Annotated in this window: 20 protein-coding genes, 1 tRNA gene and 1 pseudogene; 6 read left to right on the top strand and 16 right to left on the bottom strand. The window is 61.2% G+C overall.

The window, feature by feature from the left end; genetic code table 11:
* Window positions 1-18: 18 nt before the first annotated feature.
* The 11 genes from ACP7AP_RS06400 to ACP7AP_RS06350 all read right to left on the bottom strand — a co-directional run bounded on the left by ACP7AP_RS06400 (window position 19) and on the right by ACP7AP_RS06350 (window position 10,662).
* Window positions 19-150, bottom strand: coding sequence for a zinc finger domain-containing protein (locus tag ACP7AP_RS06400; RefSeq protein WP_426033463.1), 132 nt, complete (start codon window positions 148-150; stop codon window positions 19-21).
* A gap of 198 nt (window positions 151-348) precedes the next feature.
* A complete protein-coding gene (locus ACP7AP_RS06395; protein WP_426033349.1) occupies window positions 349-789 on the bottom strand; it encodes a hypothetical protein in 441 nt (146 codons plus the stop codon).
* A 9-nt stretch (window positions 790-798) separates the two neighbouring features.
* Window positions 799-1,956, bottom strand: a complete 1,158-nt coding sequence (locus tag ACP7AP_RS06390) for a hypothetical protein (protein ID WP_426033347.1) — start codon at window positions 1,954-1,956, stop codon at window positions 799-801.
* Window positions 1,956-4,817, bottom strand: a complete 2,862-nt coding sequence (locus ACP7AP_RS06385; RefSeq protein ID WP_426033345.1) for a host specificity factor TipJ family phage tail protein — start codon at window positions 4,815-4,817, stop codon at window positions 1,956-1,958. Before ACP7AP_RS06385 ends, ACP7AP_RS06390 begins: the two co-directional genes overlap by 1 nt.
* A complete protein-coding gene (locus ACP7AP_RS06380) occupies window positions 4,814-5,200 on the bottom strand; it encodes a hypothetical protein (protein ID WP_426033343.1) in 387 nt (128 codons plus the stop codon). Before ACP7AP_RS06380 ends, ACP7AP_RS06385 begins: the two co-directional genes overlap by 4 nt.
* A complete protein-coding gene (locus tag ACP7AP_RS06375; protein WP_426033342.1) occupies window positions 5,197-5,724 on the bottom strand; it encodes a DUF1833 family protein in 528 nt (175 codons plus the stop codon). Before ACP7AP_RS06375 ends, ACP7AP_RS06380 begins: the two co-directional genes overlap by 4 nt.
* Window positions 5,717-6,547: a phage head spike fiber domain-containing protein gene (locus ACP7AP_RS06370; RefSeq protein WP_426033340.1), complete on the bottom strand. Its 831-nt coding sequence runs from the start codon at window positions 6,545-6,547 to the stop codon at window positions 5,717-5,719. Before ACP7AP_RS06370 ends, ACP7AP_RS06375 begins: the two co-directional genes overlap by 8 nt.
* Before the next feature lie 74 nt (window positions 6,548-6,621).
* Window positions 6,622-8,772 (bottom strand): hypothetical protein, encoded by a 2,151-nt coding sequence (locus tag ACP7AP_RS06365; protein WP_426033338.1) that lies wholly within the window; start codon window positions 8,770-8,772, stop codon window positions 6,622-6,624.
* A gap of 12 nt (window positions 8,773-8,784) precedes the next feature.
* Complete coding sequence (locus ACP7AP_RS06360) at window positions 8,785-8,958, bottom strand: hypothetical protein (protein ID WP_426033336.1); 174 nt, start codon at window positions 8,956-8,958, stop codon at window positions 8,785-8,787.
* Window positions 8,959-8,978: 20 nt separating this feature from the next.
* On the bottom strand, window positions 8,979-9,137 hold the full coding sequence (locus ACP7AP_RS06355) for a hypothetical protein (protein ID WP_426033334.1): 159 nt from the start codon (window positions 9,135-9,137) through the stop codon (window positions 8,979-8,981).
* Window positions 9,118-10,662 carry a host specificity factor TipJ family phage tail protein gene (locus ACP7AP_RS06350; RefSeq protein WP_426033332.1) on the bottom strand — a complete coding sequence of 515 codons (1,545 nt, stop codon included), beginning with the start codon at window positions 10,660-10,662 and terminating at the stop codon, window positions 9,118-9,120. The genes ACP7AP_RS06355 and ACP7AP_RS06350 overlap by 20 nt, the downstream gene beginning before the upstream one ends.
* 15 nt (window positions 10,663-10,677) lie before the next feature.
* Between ACP7AP_RS06350 and ACP7AP_RS06345 the strand changes: the two are divergent.
* Together ACP7AP_RS06345 and ACP7AP_RS06340 are read left to right on the top strand one after the other, a co-directional pair.
* Window positions 10,678-10,995, top strand: a pseudogene (locus tag ACP7AP_RS06345) (ATP-binding protein); the annotation flags it as partial.
* Between the two features lie 90 nt (window positions 10,996-11,085).
* Window positions 11,086-11,235, top strand: a complete 150-nt coding sequence (locus ACP7AP_RS06340) for a hypothetical protein (RefSeq protein ID WP_426033330.1) — start codon at window positions 11,086-11,088, stop codon at window positions 11,233-11,235.
* A 7-nt stretch (window positions 11,236-11,242) separates the two neighbouring features.
* Here ACP7AP_RS06340 and ACP7AP_RS06335 read toward each other — a convergent pair whose 3' ends face one another.
* The 5 genes from ACP7AP_RS06335 to ACP7AP_RS06315 form a co-directional block, all read right to left on the bottom strand.
* On the bottom strand, window positions 11,243-11,668 hold the full coding sequence (locus ACP7AP_RS06335) for a hypothetical protein (protein WP_426033328.1): 426 nt from the start codon (window positions 11,666-11,668) through the stop codon (window positions 11,243-11,245).
* A 112-nt stretch (window positions 11,669-11,780) separates the two neighbouring features.
* Window positions 11,781-11,857, bottom strand: a tRNA-Arg gene (locus tag ACP7AP_RS06330).
* A gap of 107 nt (window positions 11,858-11,964) precedes the next feature.
* A complete protein-coding gene (locus ACP7AP_RS06325; protein ID WP_426033326.1) occupies window positions 11,965-13,386 on the bottom strand; it encodes a sensor histidine kinase in 1,422 nt (473 codons plus the stop codon).
* A 107-nt stretch (window positions 13,387-13,493) separates the two neighbouring features.
* Window positions 13,494-14,903: a dihydrolipoyl dehydrogenase family protein gene (locus ACP7AP_RS06320; RefSeq protein WP_426033324.1), complete on the bottom strand. Its 1,410-nt coding sequence runs from the start codon at window positions 14,901-14,903 to the stop codon at window positions 13,494-13,496.
* Entirely contained in the window at window positions 14,904-15,599 is a 696-nt protein-coding gene (locus tag ACP7AP_RS06315; RefSeq protein ID WP_426033322.1) for a TVP38/TMEM64 family protein, read from the bottom strand. It lies immediately after the preceding gene.
* A gap of 262 nt (window positions 15,600-15,861) precedes the next feature.
* Here ACP7AP_RS06315 and rpmH point away from each other — a divergent pair, with 262 nt between their 5' ends.
* From rpmH to ACP7AP_RS06295, 4 genes are all read left to right on the top strand, one after another.
* The gene (gene rpmH, locus ACP7AP_RS06310) at window positions 15,862-15,996 is read left to right on the top strand and encodes a 50S ribosomal protein L34 (protein ID WP_008032609.1); all 135 of its coding nucleotides are present in this window, start codon (window positions 15,862-15,864) and stop codon (window positions 15,994-15,996) included.
* Between the two features lie 40 nt (window positions 15,997-16,036).
* Window positions 16,037-16,450, top strand: coding sequence for a ribonuclease P protein component (rnpA, locus tag ACP7AP_RS06305; RefSeq protein ID WP_426033319.1), 414 nt, complete (start codon window positions 16,037-16,039; stop codon window positions 16,448-16,450).
* Entirely contained in the window at window positions 16,447-16,695 is a 249-nt protein-coding gene (gene yidD, locus ACP7AP_RS06300; protein ID WP_426033317.1) for a membrane protein insertion efficiency factor YidD, read from the top strand. The genes rnpA and yidD overlap by 4 nt, the downstream gene beginning before the upstream one ends.
* A 162-nt stretch (window positions 16,696-16,857) precedes the next feature.
* Complete coding sequence (locus tag ACP7AP_RS06295) at window positions 16,858-18,402, top strand: putative bifunctional diguanylate cyclase/phosphodiesterase (protein WP_426033315.1); 1,545 nt, start codon at window positions 16,858-16,860, stop codon at window positions 18,400-18,402.
* Window positions 18,403-18,490 lie beyond the last annotated feature (88 nt).

Genomic DNA, 18,490 nt, shown 5'->3' with positions numbered 1-18,490 from the left:
GCGAGAGGGTTTGTGGTTTCACGTTTTGGCTCCGAACGGGTCTGGCGCGGATAGGCGCTCTGGGTTCGGGCTCGATGGCCTCAAGTGATTGAACGCCCGACAGCGCGGGCATTTCACGGAAAGGGCACCAACCAGCGCCCCTGCCTGCATTTTAAATAGCAACCGCGCACAGGCGCAGCAACGAATCTCTTGATCCGGCATGTAGAATCGACCCAAGTTCGCCGCGCCTCTCGAGGGGTGGAGCGGCCATAATTTTGATCTGGTCGGCGGGGGCTGTCTTGGCGGATGTTCCCCGTGCTGGAGGGTGTTGACGCACCCCCCGGCCTCCTTAAAAGGAGACCCGTTTGGTTAGACAGCCACGGCCATCGCCGCCTCAAACAGGCTGTCCATCTGCTCGGGCGAGAAGCCCAGAACCCAAGCCAGCTCATCAATCGTCTGCGAGGTCCGCCGCCATTCTCTGGCGTTCTGGATCGCCTCGCGCATTGCCCAAGGCGTCGACGGATCGACGGCTGTGGCATCGAGTGCTGCGCAGATTTCCGGGCCTGCGGTGAGGCGACCTTGCAAGGGGCTGCACACCATGCCCGCCCGTCGCGTGGCGAGTTCGGCTGCAGCCAGATCTTCGGCAGGTATCTCGGGTTCGGGCAGATATTGGCTGTGTACCAAGGCAATCGCCGCCGCACTGGAGTTGTCACCCTGCGGCAGGGCAATGCGATGCACCCGGCCCGGTGAGGGGTCAGCCTCCTCTTCGGTCACAAGCCACATGCCATCTTCCGTCTGTTGCGTGATCATGATCTGTCCCTAGCTGAATGTGACTTGAAAATCGCGGGTGGCCCCGAGGCGGTTTTCGATTTTGAGCACTGAGCTTTGCACCGCAACGGTGACAAATCCGGCTGTGCCTGTGGTGCCGGTGACATCCGACGTCGAGACGTTCAGGCTGGCCGAAAGCCCGGTAAACCCAGTGTTTTTGATGATCTGAAGCGTTGTGCCTGCGTCAAAGTAGACCTGTCCGCTATAATCGGGCAGCGGACTGGCCGAGTTGCCCGAACAGGTGATGGCGGCAAAGCCGCCGATGCGCGGCACACTGATGATGCCGACCGCGTTGTTGGCAATGGTCAGAGATTGCCCGCCGATGGCATTGCCCGCCAGCGACAATACCCCCGCCGCCGTGGCCTGCATGATCGTCACCCACGGATTCCAGCCCCCCGCTGCGGAGCTGAATCGGTAGTAGGTCGCACCCGTTGCTCCGAAGGCGATTTGCTGCTGTGCACCTGCAACCGTCACCCCTGCCAAGCGCGGGATATGCAGCAAAACCCCTGCCGTCTCCGGCGCGCCGGTGACCAGTGATGACCACGCCTGAAACCCTGCCACCCGATTAGCATTGAGATCGCTCAGCGTGGTGACGCCAAGGTTGTTGCCACCCCAACCGAACGCGCCGACCTTCAGCAATACCCCGACTGTGCTGTCGACCAGGCTTGCTTGCAGCGCGGTGCCGGTAATTGCCAGAAATGCCCCCGCATCATTGCCCACGGCCCCGAGCGAAATCCACGCAGCCCCGGTGCAGGCGAGCAGAATGGTTTGTCCGGGGGCCACGAGCGCTGTGGTAGCGCCATTGACCAACTCGGCCGCATTCGGATCGATGGTGATGATCCCGGCAGCGCCGTTGCGCACTGCGAGTGAGAACCCGGCTCCTGCCGTGGCGGCGGCGGGCAGGCTCAGCGTCCAAGTGCCGTTGGCATCAATGACCTTGCCCTTATCGCCTGCAACGACCGTATAAGCGGTGGTTTTGGCGACATAGCCCGAGCCGAGCGCGCCTATTGTAGCCAGCGCCGTGGCGGACAAACCATCTGCTCCGAGCAAGCCTGAGAGGAAATCGCGCAGGGCCGTGAGGGCCGTTTTGAACTGGCCTTCGGTGACGCCGGAGGCGATGAATTCTGAAGAGGCGGGTAGTGCGGTCATTAGCTGCTCCACATCGGGTTCGCGTCCGCCGTCCACATCGGCGTCGCATCGGTGTTCCACATGTTCGGGATCAGGGTGCCCAAGGCCGCTGCGATCCACGGTCCTGCCGTCAAGCCGACCCCGCGCACCCGGATCAGGGTTTGCGCCGCAAACAGCAGCGTGATGACGTGGTTGGCGGCAGACGTATCGGCGGTCCGGGTCCAGCTGACAGTGGGGCCGCTTGGATCAATGCCCGAGGCCATTTCGATCTGATAAGTTTCGGCACCTGATGCTGGCCGCCACGCCAGCACGGCGCGGCCATTATCGCCGGGAATACGACGCGCCATCAGACCACTGACGAGTGGGATAGTGATCAGGCGGGGCAGATTGCTGGTCCTGATCGGGGCTGCGGTGACGCCATTATCGGCGGTATGCACGGAGGGATCTTCGGTGACTGCCTCAATGCCGACCTCGTAAAGCCCGCGCGGTTTGATCGCGGTGACTTTTGCCAACGTGCGCCAAGTTGCAGCCTTGCCGAACACCACATGGGTGCGCTCGCGGTCAGAGCCGGTGTAAGGCGTCATATCGGGGGTGTCGACCAAGACCACGATCTCAGGCGAGGGTCCTGCCGTCACCAACCACGGCCCGCTGACGCTGCCACCGGCTGCACGCAGGCCGATATAATAGCTGCCGGTCTCAAACGTCATCGGCTCGGTCAGGGTCAGGCGTTTGGTGGCAGCATCCCATGCCACGACCTCGGCATGTGCACCCCAACCCGGCATGTCATGCTGAATAGCGATCAAATCGCCAATCGACGGGATAAAACCCTCCATCTCAGTCGCAAAATGCACGAGGCGGCGGCGATATTTGTTGGCGGCGGCGTGATAGAGGCCCTCGCGGTAGACCTGCGCTCGGGTGGTTGCTCCGAACAACTCCATCTTCACCGGGCGCGCCAATGTGCTGCCCGCAAGTGCTGCGGTTACCCGGCGCGGCGACCATTTGGTTTCGTCAAAATAGGACATATCCAGCGCATCAGCGGTTTGTTCCGACGCCAGCAGATAGTCGATCAAGAACGAGCCCTTCATGATATTGCGCATCGAATAGAGCGCCACGGGCAAGGTCTGCGGGCCATCACGCACCACGCGCAAGCGGCCGCCCTGCATGAAGAGGCGCGCCCGGCCGACCAGTGCGATTTTCGAGATCGCCTCCCACCAGCTGGTAGCGGAATCAAAGCGACCGTTGAAGGTATCGCCGCGCGCTGTCCAGATCGCGTCGAACGCGAGAAGCGCAGGCAAGTCTAAGCGGCTGTCGGGCAGAGATGCGCCATAATCGGGATTGCGTGCTGCGTCGGCAATCGCCCAAGCGATAGAGCGGCTGACGACAGGTGCCGACCATGCCACGCCGTTCCAGACCGGCACTTTGCGGGTGCAAAGCACGCCAACGCGGCGGCTGGCTTGCGCCGAGAGGTTGTTGGTGGCCTTCATCCGCATTGCAATCAACGTGACGGGGCCAAAATCCTGCACCTCTGACAGATAGGCGCGCAGGCCCGCCCAAATCATCTGGTCGCCCCATGTCAGCGCTGTTGTCTGCTCATCGACCCGGTAAGCGCGCACACGGTAGCGACCGGGAGCTGCGGGCACGTCACAGACGAATGTCCTCGCCTGCGGCGTCACACTGCGGTCAGTCACCACCTGTGAGGTCAACTGCCGCCAGATATCGACTGGCAGGCCGTTGTCATCGACTCTGCGCGCCTCGATGATGAATTGCGACGCCAAATCCAGCAGCCCACTGCTGCCACCATCGCGAAACAGCCCACGCGGGTAGACGATATCAATCGCGAGCTTTTGCGCCACTGCCCCCGCGTCGCAGGCCAAAAACCCATCAATACCGCCGACAACACTGCGCACATAGGCGTCACCCGATCCCGATCCGGTGGCGGCAACGATGGTGAACGTATCGGCACTTGGCACGGTGGCGATAGCATAGACCGCCGTTGGAGCCCCGCCGGTGACAATGTAGAGCTGCACCGCCTGCCCCACCACGCGCCCGTGCGCGGTCTGGGTGACGGTGATAACGGTCCCTGAGCGGGTGTAAGTCGCGGATTTTCGCCCGACAAGTTCCTGCCCGGATACCTCTACTGACGTGATGACATTGGTTGGAAACAGCGTGACCTGACCGCCGGGCTGCACCACCTCATAGGTGATTTCTGAGAACTGGCTGATTGGCGTATCCTCGATACGGATCTGTTCGATGTCAAACTCACCGCAGCCAAGGCAAAGCAACTGATAGAGATACTGCTCGTTGCTCGCATATTCCGCGTAGGGCTGTGCCGCGAAATCCGGCCAAGCCAGTAGGCGACCATATTGCACCGGGATCGCCTGCTCAATGCGCGCGCTATTGCCCTGCGCGCCCAACGCATAGGTGGGAGAGGCTGAGGGCAACTGCGGTGTCTGGGCAGGCTTGGGCAGTGGCAATAGCGCGTTGATCGCGGCCTGCCCGATCAGCATGGCTCCCAAGCCCACGGCATTGCCCCAGGTGAAGCTGCCGAAAATCGCCGTCCCCGCCAGCGATTCTCCCAGAAGCATCGCCCCGAACTGCGGTGCAAAAATGGTCAGAGCGATGCTGAGCAACATACGCAAGGGATTGCTGCCGCCTTGCCCGCCGCCACCGCGCGGCAGGATGCAAAACACCAGCTGATCATCGGGACCCAGACGACGACGCCATTCAGAGCGCAGAATCGGGCGACCGTTCAGAATGGCTATGCAGGGAGCCGAGCCGGGAGGGGCCAACCGGCGTACGCGCATGGGGCGGCGAACCTCTTGCACAACTCGGCTGCCCAAAGGGTCCAAAGGATTGTAGACGGTCAGGCACTGCGCTTTCATGCCGTCACCCTTCGATAGGAGCCGACAACGCGGTAACCCAGATCGGCCAAACGCTCGACCGGGGTGTAGATCGCGCCCGCGCCCTCGATGCAGTGCAAAACACCGCCCAAGTTCAGCCAGATCCCGACGTGACAGGGTCGCGCGCCCTGCGCCATCATCACGCCGTCCCTCTCGGCCGGGTCTGACATTGCAGCCCAGCCCTGCCGCTCGCCGGAGTGGTCCAGCGCGTGCCGCGCAGCCCGTGGGTCAGCCCCGTCGATCTCGATCAGCGGCACGGTGATGCCAAAATGCTCAGCCCAAACCCGCGCGCAAAAATGCCAGCAGTTGGCACCTCGTGCCCATTCCGTCCCGATGTAAGCTGATGCCCAATGCGCGGCGCTCATGGCTGCAACCCCGGAAAGGTTTCCAGATCATAGTCGAGCTTCGGGAACCGCAGGTTGACCAGATCCGGGAAGCCCGCCGTTGCTTTCAGTCGCAAAGGTGTCGCCGAGATCGAGAGCAGCGTCAGTTCCATCGGCGGAATGTTCTCTGGCCCAACACTCACGGCATCCGACAGGTAAGCCCGATAAATTACTGTGATTGGCAAAGACGTGACAACTGCCGCATCGACCTGCGCCAATATCTCGCGATCAACATTGTCCATCTCGATCATGCATTGCGGCAACCCAGTGCTGGTCTGATCGGGCGGCACGATGTCAAACGCAAAACCGACGAAGGTGACTATGGCGGAGGGATCTCGCGCCGCCCCTGCCTCGATGCGCGCATCCAGTGCGTTAAAATCACGCACAACCCGGATCGGCGCACTGAAGGCCGGATGCCAAAGCTCCAGCGTATGATAAATCACTTGATCAACCGGGGCCGATGCATAGGCCTCTTGAATCGCCTCAGAGAGCGTCGGATCAGGCATTGCGCACCTCCATCTGGGCCGACACATTCCAGTTCAGCGCAGCCCCGGCAGTGGCTTTGAACGGTGCTTTAAAGCGGGCTTCAACGAACTTGTAACCGCCGCCCACGGCAATCGGCATCTGCACCCAAGCGGTGCTTCCCGCTGCCCCCAAAGCCTTGCCGTTTGTACCAGTGCGCAGATGCAGGTCAAAGCCGGTGACCGTGCGGACGCCGATCTCGGAAATAGCCAGACCTGATATGCCGTCGCCGGCATAATTCGTGGTCGCAGCGGTTGGCATCAAAAAAACCCGCATGTTCGGCACGTTGCCGCCGCTGCCCACCGCGGCCGCAATGGTTAGACGCCACCAACCATTGCCACGATTTTCGAGCAACCGGCTGGCCAGACCGCTCTGCGCACTCATGACTCCATTGATCAGATCAATGTCGGTATAGCGCTGGATGGCAGCACGGTCATAAAACGCGAGGCGGGCAAACTGCCGACCAGCCGCCTGAAGAGACACTTGGAGTTGCAGCGTTTGGTTGTCAGCAGCGTCGGGCAGGTTTAGACGCGTGTAGTGAAGCGAGGTTGCAGCATCCTCAATCACTTGATCAACTATCTCCCCATCTGGGGTAAGTGCGCCGCCAATAGTGCGTGCTGCCCCCAAATACGTCCAGGCCGCAAGGCTTTCGCTGTCGCCCGCAATGCTCCAGACCTCGTCATTCCACCAGGCACGGAAGGCGGCAAACTCGGCATCCTCCATGACCCACGACATATCAACCACGTCGTTGCGTGCGAAGGTGATGCGGCGGGAGCGCTGCGCGCCGATTTCCATGTCGGTGCGCAAGGCTGGATCAACCGGCGACAGCCCAAATCCGGGCATTGAGGGCAGAGGCAGAACATCGGGCCAACGGCGCATGATCAACTCCCCAACCGCGAAAGGCCATAGGTGTTGGCAAGCGCCTCCGGCACCGGACCACGCCCTTGTGCAATGTGCCCGGCGATGGCACCTTCAACGGTCTCGATCATAACGTCGATGATGCGGCTATTGCCGTCAGAGCGCTCGCTTGACGAGGCCTTGGTGCCTGCGGGCGTGGTGATATTGACCACGACACTGCCACCGCCCGAAGCGTGCACCCCAAGTTTACCATCCGCGCCCCGGCTAAGTGGCAAGATCGCCTCCGCTCCCGCCTCACCCATCAGGCCGACACCTTTTGCAAACGGAAAGAACGTCGGGTGATGTACCACAGTGCCAGAATAGGCAGAGATGCCGGGCCCACTGTAAACGCCGCCAACCGCATTGGTCGTGACGCCAGTGCCGCCCGACAAACCACCCGTGATGCTGCCGACCAAACTGTCGATGAAAGGTGTGATGATCGAGGCGGTAAACTTCTGGGCCGCAATCGCAGCCAACTGCTGGATCACAAAGTTCTTAAAATCGGCCATCGCGTCTTTGCCCCTTTTGGCACCCGACAGGAAGTCCGCAAAGCCCTTCTCGAAGTTCGACGACAACTTGTCTGCAAGCGCGGCACTCGCCTCGCTCAGATCGCCAACCAGCCCCTTGACCTCGGCCCGCCATTTGGCAACCGCATTGGCGGCTTTGGGGCCAGCCGCATCCGCGACTTTTTCCAGTTTCGGGATCAGCTCGGCGATGCTGTTGGCGGCTTGATCTTTGGCCGAAGCGATGGCTTTGGTGCCCTCAGCCATGCTCATCAGCCCAAGGTTGACCTTTTCATGTATCGCCGCGATCTTGGCTTCCAGCGTGGCGAGCGCTTTTTCTGCGGCGTCGGTCAGCGCATTGAAGCTGTCAGGGTCAATCTTGCCAGCGCCACCACGTCCTCCGGCACCGCCCGCACTTTTCGGCGTGATATGCATGGACGGATTCCAATAGAGATCGTCGGAAGCCTTTGTAGCCGCATCCATCGCGGTATGGCCAAGCCCATATTGCGCATACTGGTTCGCCATGTATCCGCCGCCGCCCACCTGGTTGCTGGCGATGTATTTCGCAGCTGCTATTTGGGCGGCTGATCTTGCCGCAGCGTCAAGGTTGCCAGCTAACCTGCCAGCTTCATCCGCCCCAGCACCAATCGTTCCAGCGATATTAACACCGGCCAGTTCCAGCGCCGCAAGTTCTGCATCCGTCAGGTTTTGCAAAACCTGAATGGCTTCCTCGTTTAGACCTTTTCCGTTATCGGTCGCGGCAAGGATGGCGTCGCGCAGACGTGCCATCGCATCGGCCGATTCCTGAGGCCCCTTGGCTGCTTCAACAGCGGAAAGAGCGGCGGCAACGGCTTCAATTTCGGGGGTAACTTCTTGAAAATCGATCCCCAGTGCGGCTGCGATATTTCCCAAGGCATAAAGTTTGTTCGTCGCATCGACGGCGTTGTCACCAAGGGTGAGTGCATCCTTGAAATCGCCAAAGAGGCCAGCAATGGCGTGCTGAGACGAAAGAAGTGCCATTTGCGCGCGGGCTTCGGCGATCTTTTGTTGGACTTCCAGCACCTCGCGCGCTGCCGTCGCCATTTTTCCATATTGCTCAATCTGGTTTGAAACGCCTGAGCCGCCGAGATCGTTGCCCACCGCGCGCAAGGTTTTCAGCGACTCGGTCAACGTCTTGAGGGTCTCATCAGCGATTTTGGCTTTGTCATCAGTGCCACCCAAGGCGGACATCAGCAGCGGCAGCGCGATGCCTGCCAGCAAGCCCACCGCTCCCCCGACCGCACCGAATGCAATGCCGATGTCAGGCAACTGGATCGCCAGCGCCTGCACAAACTGGCCCGTCGCCATCGTTTGCTGACCAACCTGCGAAAGCTGTTGGCTAAACAGCCGCGCGCCGTTTCCAGCCAGCATGGAGCCGGAATGCACCTCTGTCAGTTCCCGCTTCAGAACCTGCACCTGCGGCGTGGCCACGCGCGCCCCAGCCCCAATCGCCGGGCCAAGCTTCGCCCCCTGGACCGAGGCTTCTGCCGCAGCCGTCCCCACCGCTTTCAGATCGCCCTTGGTGGCCGCCAGCGCAGCCTTGGCCTGATCATTCTTGACCCGCAGTTCCATCGCAGCAATCAGGTCGGTCATCGGATCATTCCTTCAAAGGTAGCGAATATCCCCATCCAGCGGGGCATCGGTGGCGGAAGCTGGCGCAGTGCGGCACGTGGCAAAGATGCGCTTCAGATCATCGGCCCCGGCATTCACGGCGACGTGCATGGCCCAGATCAGGCGCTGCTCATCGGCTTGCTCGACCTCACGGTGCCCGCGCTGCAACGCCGCGATCTGGCCGAGTGTCAGATCTGCGACACTGGCAAGGCTGTGGCCCCATCGGACAAGTCTTGCGACACCTGCTGACCAACCCAGTGTTGCAGCAGCTTGTGCATCCGCGCGCCCATCGCCGCGCGCTGCGGCAACAGGCGTTGGGCGAAAAAATCAATGTTGACCTCGAACATGGCCGCCACCAGCTGCAGCGCCACATCGGCCTCCAGATCGGCCAGCCAATCCTGCTCGACTCCGGTGACGATCGCGACCGAGGCCAGCACATCGGCGGTATGATTGGTTAAGGCGCCCAGATAATCCCCGGCGATAATCTGCGGCAGGAAAGATTTCGTGGCCTCGGAATAGGGGCCGAGCTGGCGGACCTTCAGCGGGTTGATCGCAATGTGGCAGCGTCAGTCGCTTGGTCGCGGCATCCCAAGCCACCACTTCGGCATGCGCGCCCCAGCCCGGCATGTCGTGTTGGATCGCGATCAGATCGCCGATCGACGGGATGAAGCCCTCCATCTCGGTTGTAAAATGCACCATGCGGCGGCGGTATTTGTTGGCGGCGGCATGATAGAGGCCCTCGCGGTAGACCTGATCGCGGGTGGTCGCCCCGAACAACTCCATCTTCACTGGCCGCGACAAGGTGCTGCCCGCAACTGCCGCCTTCACCCGGCGCGGTGACCATTTGGTCTCGTCGAAATACGACACTTCCAGCGCGTCGGCAGTCTGCTCGGACGCCAGCAGATAGTTGATCGAGAACGAGCCCTTCTTGATGTTGCGCATCGAATAAAGCGCCACCGGCAGGGTTTGCGCGCCGTCGCGCACCACCCGCAACCGCCCGCCCTGCATGAACAGGCGCGCGCGCCCGACGAGGCCAATCTTCGAGACCGCCTCCCACCAGTTGCTGGCGGAATCGAAGCGGCCATTGAACGTATCCCCGCGCGCGGTCCACAATGCGTCGAGCGCCAGCAACGCTGCCAGATCGAGCCGGGCATCTGGCAACCCTGCGCCGTAGCCTGCATTGCGCGCGGCATCGGCGATGGCCCAAGCGATGGAGCGGCTGGCGACCGGCGCTGACCATGACACGCCATTCCAGACCGGGATTTTGCGGGTGCACAGCACGCCTATGCGGCGACTGGCTTGCGCCGAGAGGTTGTTGGTGGCGCGCATCCGCAGCGCGATCAGCGTCACCGGGCCAAAGTTCTGCGTCTCCGACAGATAGGACCGCAGGCCCGACCAGATCATCTGGTGGCCGACGTTGGAGGCTGTTGATTTGGCATCGATGCGGTAGGCGCGCACCCGGTATCGCCCTGCCGCCGCAGGCACAGCGCAATCATAAGACATCGCCTTGGGCGTGACCGTGCGATCTGTCACGATCTGCCCGATCACATTGTACCAGCCAGAGATCGGCAGGCCATTGTCATCGACCTGACAGGCTTGGACGACCAGATGTGAGGCAATATCGGTCAGATCGCCGCTGCCATTGACTTGGTAAAGCCCAAGCGGCCAGACAATATCGACCGCCAGCCTGCGCGCCTGCGTGCCTGCATCGCTGGCGATAAAGCCGTCAATGCCGCCCACCACCGTGCGGCTGTAGATCACGCCAGAGCCCGCGCCGGTGGGGGCCACGACCGTGAACGTATCTGCTGTCGGAACGGTTGCGATGGCATAGATTTCTGTCGGCGCATCGGCGGTGGTGGTGGCCAGTTGCACCGCTTGGCCCACGGCGCGGCCAAGCTCGACCTCGTGATCCTGGACGAGCTGGGATACCTGCCATTCAGCGCCTCAGGCGGGGCGCTGCTGTTCCATCTGCTGAGCAAACTTTACGAGCGCACCAGCGTGGTCATCACCACAAACCTCAGCTTCAGCGAATGGGCCACGGTCTTCGGCGACGCCAAGATGACCACCGGCTTGCTCGACCGCCTCACCCACCGCTGCCACATCTTGGAGACCGGAAACGACAGCTTCCGCTTCAAGGCAAGCTCAGCCGCCGCATCCGCTGCAAAGAAAAAGAAGGAGACAACACACAGCTTGACCCCGGCATGAACCGAAATCCATAATCAGAGGTGGCTCACTTCTCGGTGAAAAACCCGGCTCACTTCTGGATGAAAATCAACAGTCGATAAACTGGCAGGCATGGCCCGCGCTGCCTCTGAGACGCTGGCAGAGGCGGGGTTTACCGAATCCGACCGCTTCCCCCTCAATCGGGCAGCTTTGGCCCTACGCCGGGGCCGCGCATCCGAGACTGATTTTCGCCTGTTGCTGGAAGTGGCGGGGTTAGGGTGATAGAACGCTATCTCGGGTAACAATCAGCCATCGACATTGCTTTCAGTTCCACCATTTCAGGAATGTCGGCAGGATCAATTATTGTAGCAAAATCCCGATCTGCTCTAAACGGAGTAAACACCCCGTAACCCCCGAAGCCGTTCTTCCAATTTACTTCCCCGCAAACTCCCGACTTCAGCGACAAGCGGAGTTTGCGAAACTGAAGCGATCCGGGGTCACTCACATCGGCGGAAACGTGTTCTATCATTGCCTTAATAAAAATTTCCGGGATGTCTTTACCTGAGCCATCTATGATTTCCTGAGCGGATGCCATCGGAGTCAAAGAAGTACCAAAAGCACAGACCAAAAAACGCATTTTCATTCGACTATCCACAAACTGCCCATTGGTTAGTGCTACATGGTGGCTGAAAACAGTCAATCCTTGATCGGGCAAATGTCGATCCTCTCGCTACGTCGCTTCATCCCAATGCACTGAGATTGAGTACATAGAGAGTACAGCAAAAGGATAAGGGGTCAGCTATTTCTAGCTAACCCCTTGAATTCTTTGGTGGACCCAGAGCGATTCGAACGCCCGACCCTCAGATTCGTAGTCTGATGCTCTATCCAGCTGAGCTATGGATCCACTCTTGCGGCTGCGTTTAGCCCCCCCTGTCGGGCATTGCAAGGGCGAATACGCAGCGAAATGCAACTTGATGCGCAATCCCCGCGTAACCCAGAGGCAAACCGCGATCAGGTCGCAGAGTCGATGGTTTTCGGCAAATGCACCAAAAATTCCGTGCCATCCGCGTCACTGCGTGCCAGTTCCAGCCGCCCGCCATGGCCGCGGATCAACTCGGCGGCAATCGCCAGACCCAAGCCGATGCCGCCTTTGCGCGCGCCGCCCTGAAACGCCTCAAACAGATGCTCGCGGGCCTTTTCTGGCAGGCCGGGGCCGGTGTCACCCACCCTGACCCACCATTCCGAGGCGCTTTCTCCGGCGGAGATTTCGATGCTGCCCTCGACTCCCGTTGCCTCAATCGCTTGGCGCGCGTTGCGCACAAGGTTGGACAGCACCCGGAACAGCTGATCGTAATCAGCATGGATCACCAGCGCTTCGGGCACTTCGATCAGGCAGGTCACCGGGCCTTCGCCCGCAAGGCCCTCGCCCTCGGCGACATCCTCGGCCAAGGTCGCCAAGGCCACCTCGCGCAACTGCGGCGGGGGCTCCTCGGCTTTGCCGAACGCCAAAGTCGATTCGCACAAAGCCACGGCGCGGGCGATGGAGCCGACCAGTTTTGGGGCCGCGCGCGCCACCATCGGATCGGTGCTGCCTTCGATTCGGTCGGCAAACAGCTGCGCCGTGGTCAGGATGTTGCGCAGATCATGGCTGATTTTGGCCACCGCCCCACCCAGCTGTGCGAGGCGTTCCTTTTGCCGGAGCGAGCCCGTCAACTGGGTCTGCATCGCGTGCATGGCTTCTTCGGCGTCGCGCAACTCCACCACCGAGGCAGTCGGCTCAATGACCCGGCGGGCATCTTCGGGTGCTTCGGCATAGGCGGTCATATGGTTGACCACCCGGCGGATCGGCAACACGATCAGGCGCTGCACGGCGAGAAACAGAAAGAACGCCGTGACGCCAGAAATCAACGCCGACAACAGCAGAATCCGCCCGCCGTAATCCAGCATAGCGTCGCGCATCGGCGCGGAATCCATCGTGATTTCAATCAGAAGCCCCGCCGATTGCACCGGATAACCGATCACCCGGATGATCTGATCATCGGGATCGAACAGGCAGACAAAAGCATCACGGATCAGCGCCCAATGCCCGGCTTCGCGCAGATCGAAAGTATTCGAGATCGGCGTCGGCAGCGGCGAGGATAGTACCAGTTGGCGCACCTCATTGCGGCGCAGCACGACGTTATAGACCTCGGCATTGGCCAGCAGTTCCTTTTCCAGCGCGGACGTCACCATATCTTCGGCGGCAAGCTGCGCCAAGGACGCGATTTGCGCCTTCTCCAGCCGCAGGGTCAGGAAATCGGCGCGGAACCGGGCGATGGAAGGCACGAAGATCAACACCTCGGCCAGCATGACAAAGGCCACGGTCAGCAGTAAAAACCGCCCCGACAGGGTGTTTATAAATCCGCCCCGCCTTGCTGCCACGCTTCTGGTCATCCTCTGTGTACAAATATCCTTTGGGGGTTAGACAATGGTTTCGCCTCTGGTTCAAGAAACCATTGTCTTGGGGGATGAAAGCCCCCAGCTTGGCCCGTATACGCAGCTTATGGCAAAAGCCGCTGCACCAGCCGCACCACCCGCTTCACAGCTATGTTATCAAAGAGTTTCGGTGAGAAATAGGCCCCTGCTGCACGCTTGGAAATCTCGCCACGCGTCGGATATGGCGCAATCATCCCTGCCAGCGCGCCGACTTTCAAACCCGCCGTCATCGCCAAAGCCCAAAGACCGATCAACTCACCTGCCCCCGCGCCAACAAGGGTGACGCCAACCGGACGGCCTTTCAGCAGCATCAGTTTGAGAAAGCCTGCGGTTTGACCATCGGTTACTGCGCGGTCGTTGTGCAGAAACTCTTGCCGGATCACCTGCACGCCGGGATGTTTTGCGCACGCCTCAACCTCGGTCAGCCCGATCTGCGCCAGTTCGGGGTCGGTATAAGTGACCATCGGCACCACACTGGCCTGCTTGGCGGGCAGACCGAACAGCACTTGCCTGATCACCACTCCGGCATGGGCTCCCGCGACATGGGTGAATTGCAAACCGCCCGCCACATCGCCCACCGCATAAATCCGGCGGTTGCTGCTGCGCAGGTTGGCCCCCACCGTCACGCCCTTATCACTGTAAGCCACGCCTGCGGCTGGTAAATCCAGCGTCGCGAGGGCTGGCGTGCGCCCGGTGGCGATCAGAAGATGCGATCCGGTCAGCGTGGTGCCATCATTTAGCACCGCTTCCAGCCCCTGCGGCACGGGGCGAAGCCGGGCGATGTCGCGGCCCTCCAGCACATTGACGCCCTCGGCGCGTAAAGCGCTCAGCAGCACCGCTACGGCCTCGGGATCAACGCGGCTCAGCACCCGGCTGCGCGCGATCACTGTCACTTTGCAGCCCAAACGCTGATGCGCCTGCGCCATTTCCATCGCAATCGGGCCACCGCCGAGGATCAACAGATGCTCGGGTCGCGCGGTCTGCGCAAAAATCGTCTCATTGGTCAGATAGGGGATCGCCTCTAACCCCGGCAGTTCTGGGATCGCCGGATGCGATCCTGTCGCGATCACAAACCGCCGCGCGCGGATGATCTTACCGCCCGCCTCCACCTCGCGCGGGCCGGTAAAGCGGGCATAAGCGCGGATCACCTGCACGCCAAAACCCTCAAACCGTTCCTGACTGTCCATCGGGGCGATCTGCGCAATCACCGCCGCGACCTGCGCTTTGACGGCAGCAAAGTCGATCTGCGGCTCGGCTCCCTGCACTCCGGCTGCGCCCAGGCGGATCACCTGCGCCGCACGACCCGCTGCCAGCAGTGCTTTTGACGGCACGCAGCCATAGTTCAGACAATCGCCGCCCATCGAAGCGCCCTCGATCAGCACCACGCGCGCACCCATCTGCGCCGCCCCTGCCGCAACCGAAAGCCCGCCCGAACCTGCACCAATGATGCAGATATCTGTTGAAATCCGCTCCATTCAGCCGCCTTTCTTGCGTTTTTTCAACAGGATTGGCAAAGCCGACAACGCCGCAAGTCCCAGCAAGGGCAGCAGCACAGGGGCAGAGAAAATCACCCCCAGATCAGGTCGCTCACCGCGTGCAAACACCTCTCCCAGCCCCGCGCCAACCGAGGTGAACACCAAGGCCGCCGGAATAATGCCGAAAAATGTCGTCACCGCAAACGGCAAAAGCCGCACGCCCACCATCGCGGGCAGCAGATTGGCCAGCACGAAGGGTAGCGCAGGCACCAGCCGCATGATCAACAAAGCCGACCATTGGTTTTCGCGAAGCGCGGTTTGCAGACGCGAGGCTGAGCCGCCTTGCAGCCGCTCGGCCAAGGTCGCGCCAAAACCCGCACGGGCGGCCAGAAAGATGCAGACAGCGCCAATGCTGGCGGCAAGTACATTATAGAATGTGCCAGGGAACATGCCGAACAGGAAGCCCCCCGTCAGCGTGGCGATGGTCGCACCGGGCAGGCTGAGGCCGACAATCACGATGTAGACCGCGATAAATCCAAGGCTGGCCCACAGGAAATGCGCGTCGCGGTAGGCCAGCAAAGCCTCGCGGTTCTCAGCCAAAGCCTCAAACGACAACCGCTCACGCAGAAACACTGCCCCGGCAACAGCGGCGCAGAGAATCAACACAGTCGGGATCAGGCGGGCGCATTTGGTCATGGTCTTCCTTTAGCCCAAGATGGTCGGATTGGCCTGCGCATGCCAGCCGTCTCACGCCAGCTTGATCAGGTCTGCGAAATCGGCGATCTAAAGACGCGGATTTGTAACAGTTTGCCCTGCCCTCTGCGCCAAGATCGGCAAATGTTGCAGAAATCGCGCAGGACGCGCGTTGACTTACCGATGATCCGCCCCTAAAGACCGGGCTTCAAGTTTACGCCGTCGAATCTTTAAGGTTCGCCGTGCCCGTCTGATGGAGACCGCGATGAAGCGCACTTTTCAACCGTCGAACCTGGTTCGCGCCCGCCGTCACGGCTTCCGCGCACGCATGGCAACCAAGGGTGGCCGTCTTGTGCTGGCAGCCCGCCGCGCCAAGGGCCGCAAGAAGCTGTCGGCTTAATTTCTGACTGACCCTGCGGGGTCGGATGCAGGAGTAGACCATGACACCGCCGAAGGTATCGGACATTGGCCCTGTCGCCGAAGCGTCCGAAGCGCCTCCGGCGATTTTCGCTCGTGTTCAGACCATGAAAAACCGCCCCGATTATCTGCGCACCGCTCAGGGCCGCAGGCAAGGCACAGGCAGCTTTTTGTTGCAGGGCCGTGCGCGCGGCGATGATACCGCGCTTGTACGGATCGGCTTTACCGCCTCGAAGAAAATCGGCAACGCGGTGGCCCGCAACCGAGCCAAACGGCGGATGCGGGCCTTGGCGCGAGAGGTGCTGCCGGATCTGGCGCGGCCCGGTTGGGATTATGTGCTGGTCGCCAAACCAGAGGCTACAATCTCGCGTAATTACAAAGACATGCTGGCTGATTTTGCATCCGCTTTGGCTTCGGTTCACAAGGTGCGCACATGACACCTCTGGCGCGCATCTTGGCCCTACCCGTGCGCGCCTATCGCTTGGTACTGTCGCCTTGGGTTGGCCATGGCTGCCGCTTTCAACCCACCTGCTCCGCCTATGCGATGGAGGCGTTAGAGCGGCATGGCGCGGCCAAGGGCGGTTATCTGATGGCCCACAGGATTTGCCGCTGCCATCCGTGGGGTGGGCAAGGCTATGATCCGGTGCCCGGTTCCGACCCCCATTTTGACGCCAAAGGCTAGGGTAGTACGCTGGCCGCTTTGGCGCAGATGGTTAATAAACCATGGAACAAATCATGAAAATCCTCTGCAACTTTGGGGTGAGGATTAACCTTCTGATCAGGGTGTTTGCCTAATCTTGCCGCATCGGGGTGGCGTTGCCCCGCAGCAGATAGGGCCAGGCCGATGGTTTCACGCTTTTTTACCGCAGTCTTCGCAAGGTTCTCCCAGATCAGCGCGCTGATGCGCAGGCCAGAGGCTTTTGTGTTCCTGCCCGCCCTGACCCTCGCCGCATTCTGGCTGGGCGGCGAGCGGATTTTGATCCTGACAGCCCTTGGCGCGCCGCTGCTGTTTGCTATCTCGGGCGCAGTAGGGCCACAGCAAACCCCGCCCGATCAATCGCAGGTGCTGGAAGGGCTGTCGCTGCGCGCCCAAATCGTCGGCACTCTGGACGCGACTTTACGCGAATCACACCTCAGCGGGCGCACCACAGCCTGCTTGGTGCTGCAATTCGATCTGGCAGAGCGGATGGTGGAACAACATGGCCGCGCCGCGCAGACTGAGGTGCTGGCGCGCTCGGCAGAACGGATTTGCGCCTCGTTGCGCGCGGGCGATGTGGTGGCCCGGCTGGAAGGCGGCGGCTTTGCGGTGGCATTGGCCCCGGTGCGGCGGCTGGATATTGAAACCGTGGTACAGGTCGCAGCCCGGCTGCAATCGGCGCTGTCCGCGCCGATCAGCCTGAACGCGACCCGGATCTATATCACCTGTTTGATCGGCTTTTGTCTGGGCAGCCGCGCGCCGGAAGCGACCGGCGCCAGCCTGCTGAATGCTGCCCAAATCGCTGCCGACGATGCCCTGCGCCACGGCCCCAGCGCCATTCGCAGCTTTTCCGAGGATATGGCCGCCACCCGTGCCGACCGCGACGCCTTGCGCGATGAATTGGAACGCGCGCTGGACGAAGGCCAGATCCGCCCGCACTTTCAGCCGCAAATCTCGACCCATACCGGCGCGATCACCGGGTTTGAGGCGCTGGCGCGCTGGTATCACCCGGATAAGGGCTTGATTCCGCACGCCGAATTCCTGCCGATGATCGAAGACGCAGGCCTAAGCGAACGTCTGGGCGAAGTGATTTTATACCACGCCCTTTCGGCCCTCGCCCGCTGGGATCGCGCCGGGCTGAATGTACCGACGGTGGCAGTAAACTTCTCATCGCCAGAACTGCGCAACCCGCGTCTGGCCGAAAAGCTGAAATGGGAGCTCGACCGCTTTGATCTGGAACCCAAGCGGCTGTCGGTTGAGGTGCTGGAAAATGTCGTCGCCCAAACCGACAATGACATCATCGTCTCCAACATCGCAGCCCTTGCGGCCTTGGGCTGCGGCATTGATCTGGATGATTTCGGCACCGGCCACGCCTCAATCACCTCGATCCGCCGCTTTGCGGTGCGCCGCATCAAGATCGACCGCAGCTTTATCACCCGGCTGGATGAGGATCGCGAACAGCAAAAGATGGTGGCGGCCATCCTATCGATGGCCGAGCGTTTGGGGCTAGAAACCTTGGCCGAAGGCGTGGAAACTCCCGGCGAACATGCGATGTTGTCACAATTAGGTTGCGGAGATGTGCAAGGTTTCGGCATCGCCCGGCCGATGCCGGTGGATGAGACGATGGAATGGATCGCGCGCCATCGCGCCAAGGTCGGGGCGATTCCGCGCATAGGCTCACGCACCCGTTAGCGTCAAATCGGCGCGCACACCGCGAATTGCGCGGCAAACCAGATGCCAAGCCCTGTGAATAGGGGAAAACCGCTTGACCTTTGCGCCC

Source organism: Cypionkella sp. TWP1-2-1b2 (assembly GCF_049896245.1).
Lineage (GTDB): Bacteria > Pseudomonadota > Alphaproteobacteria > Rhodobacterales > Rhodobacteraceae > Cypionkella.
Note: the sequence above shows the minus strand (reverse complement) of the source record. Positions and strands in the feature narration are given on the sequence as shown.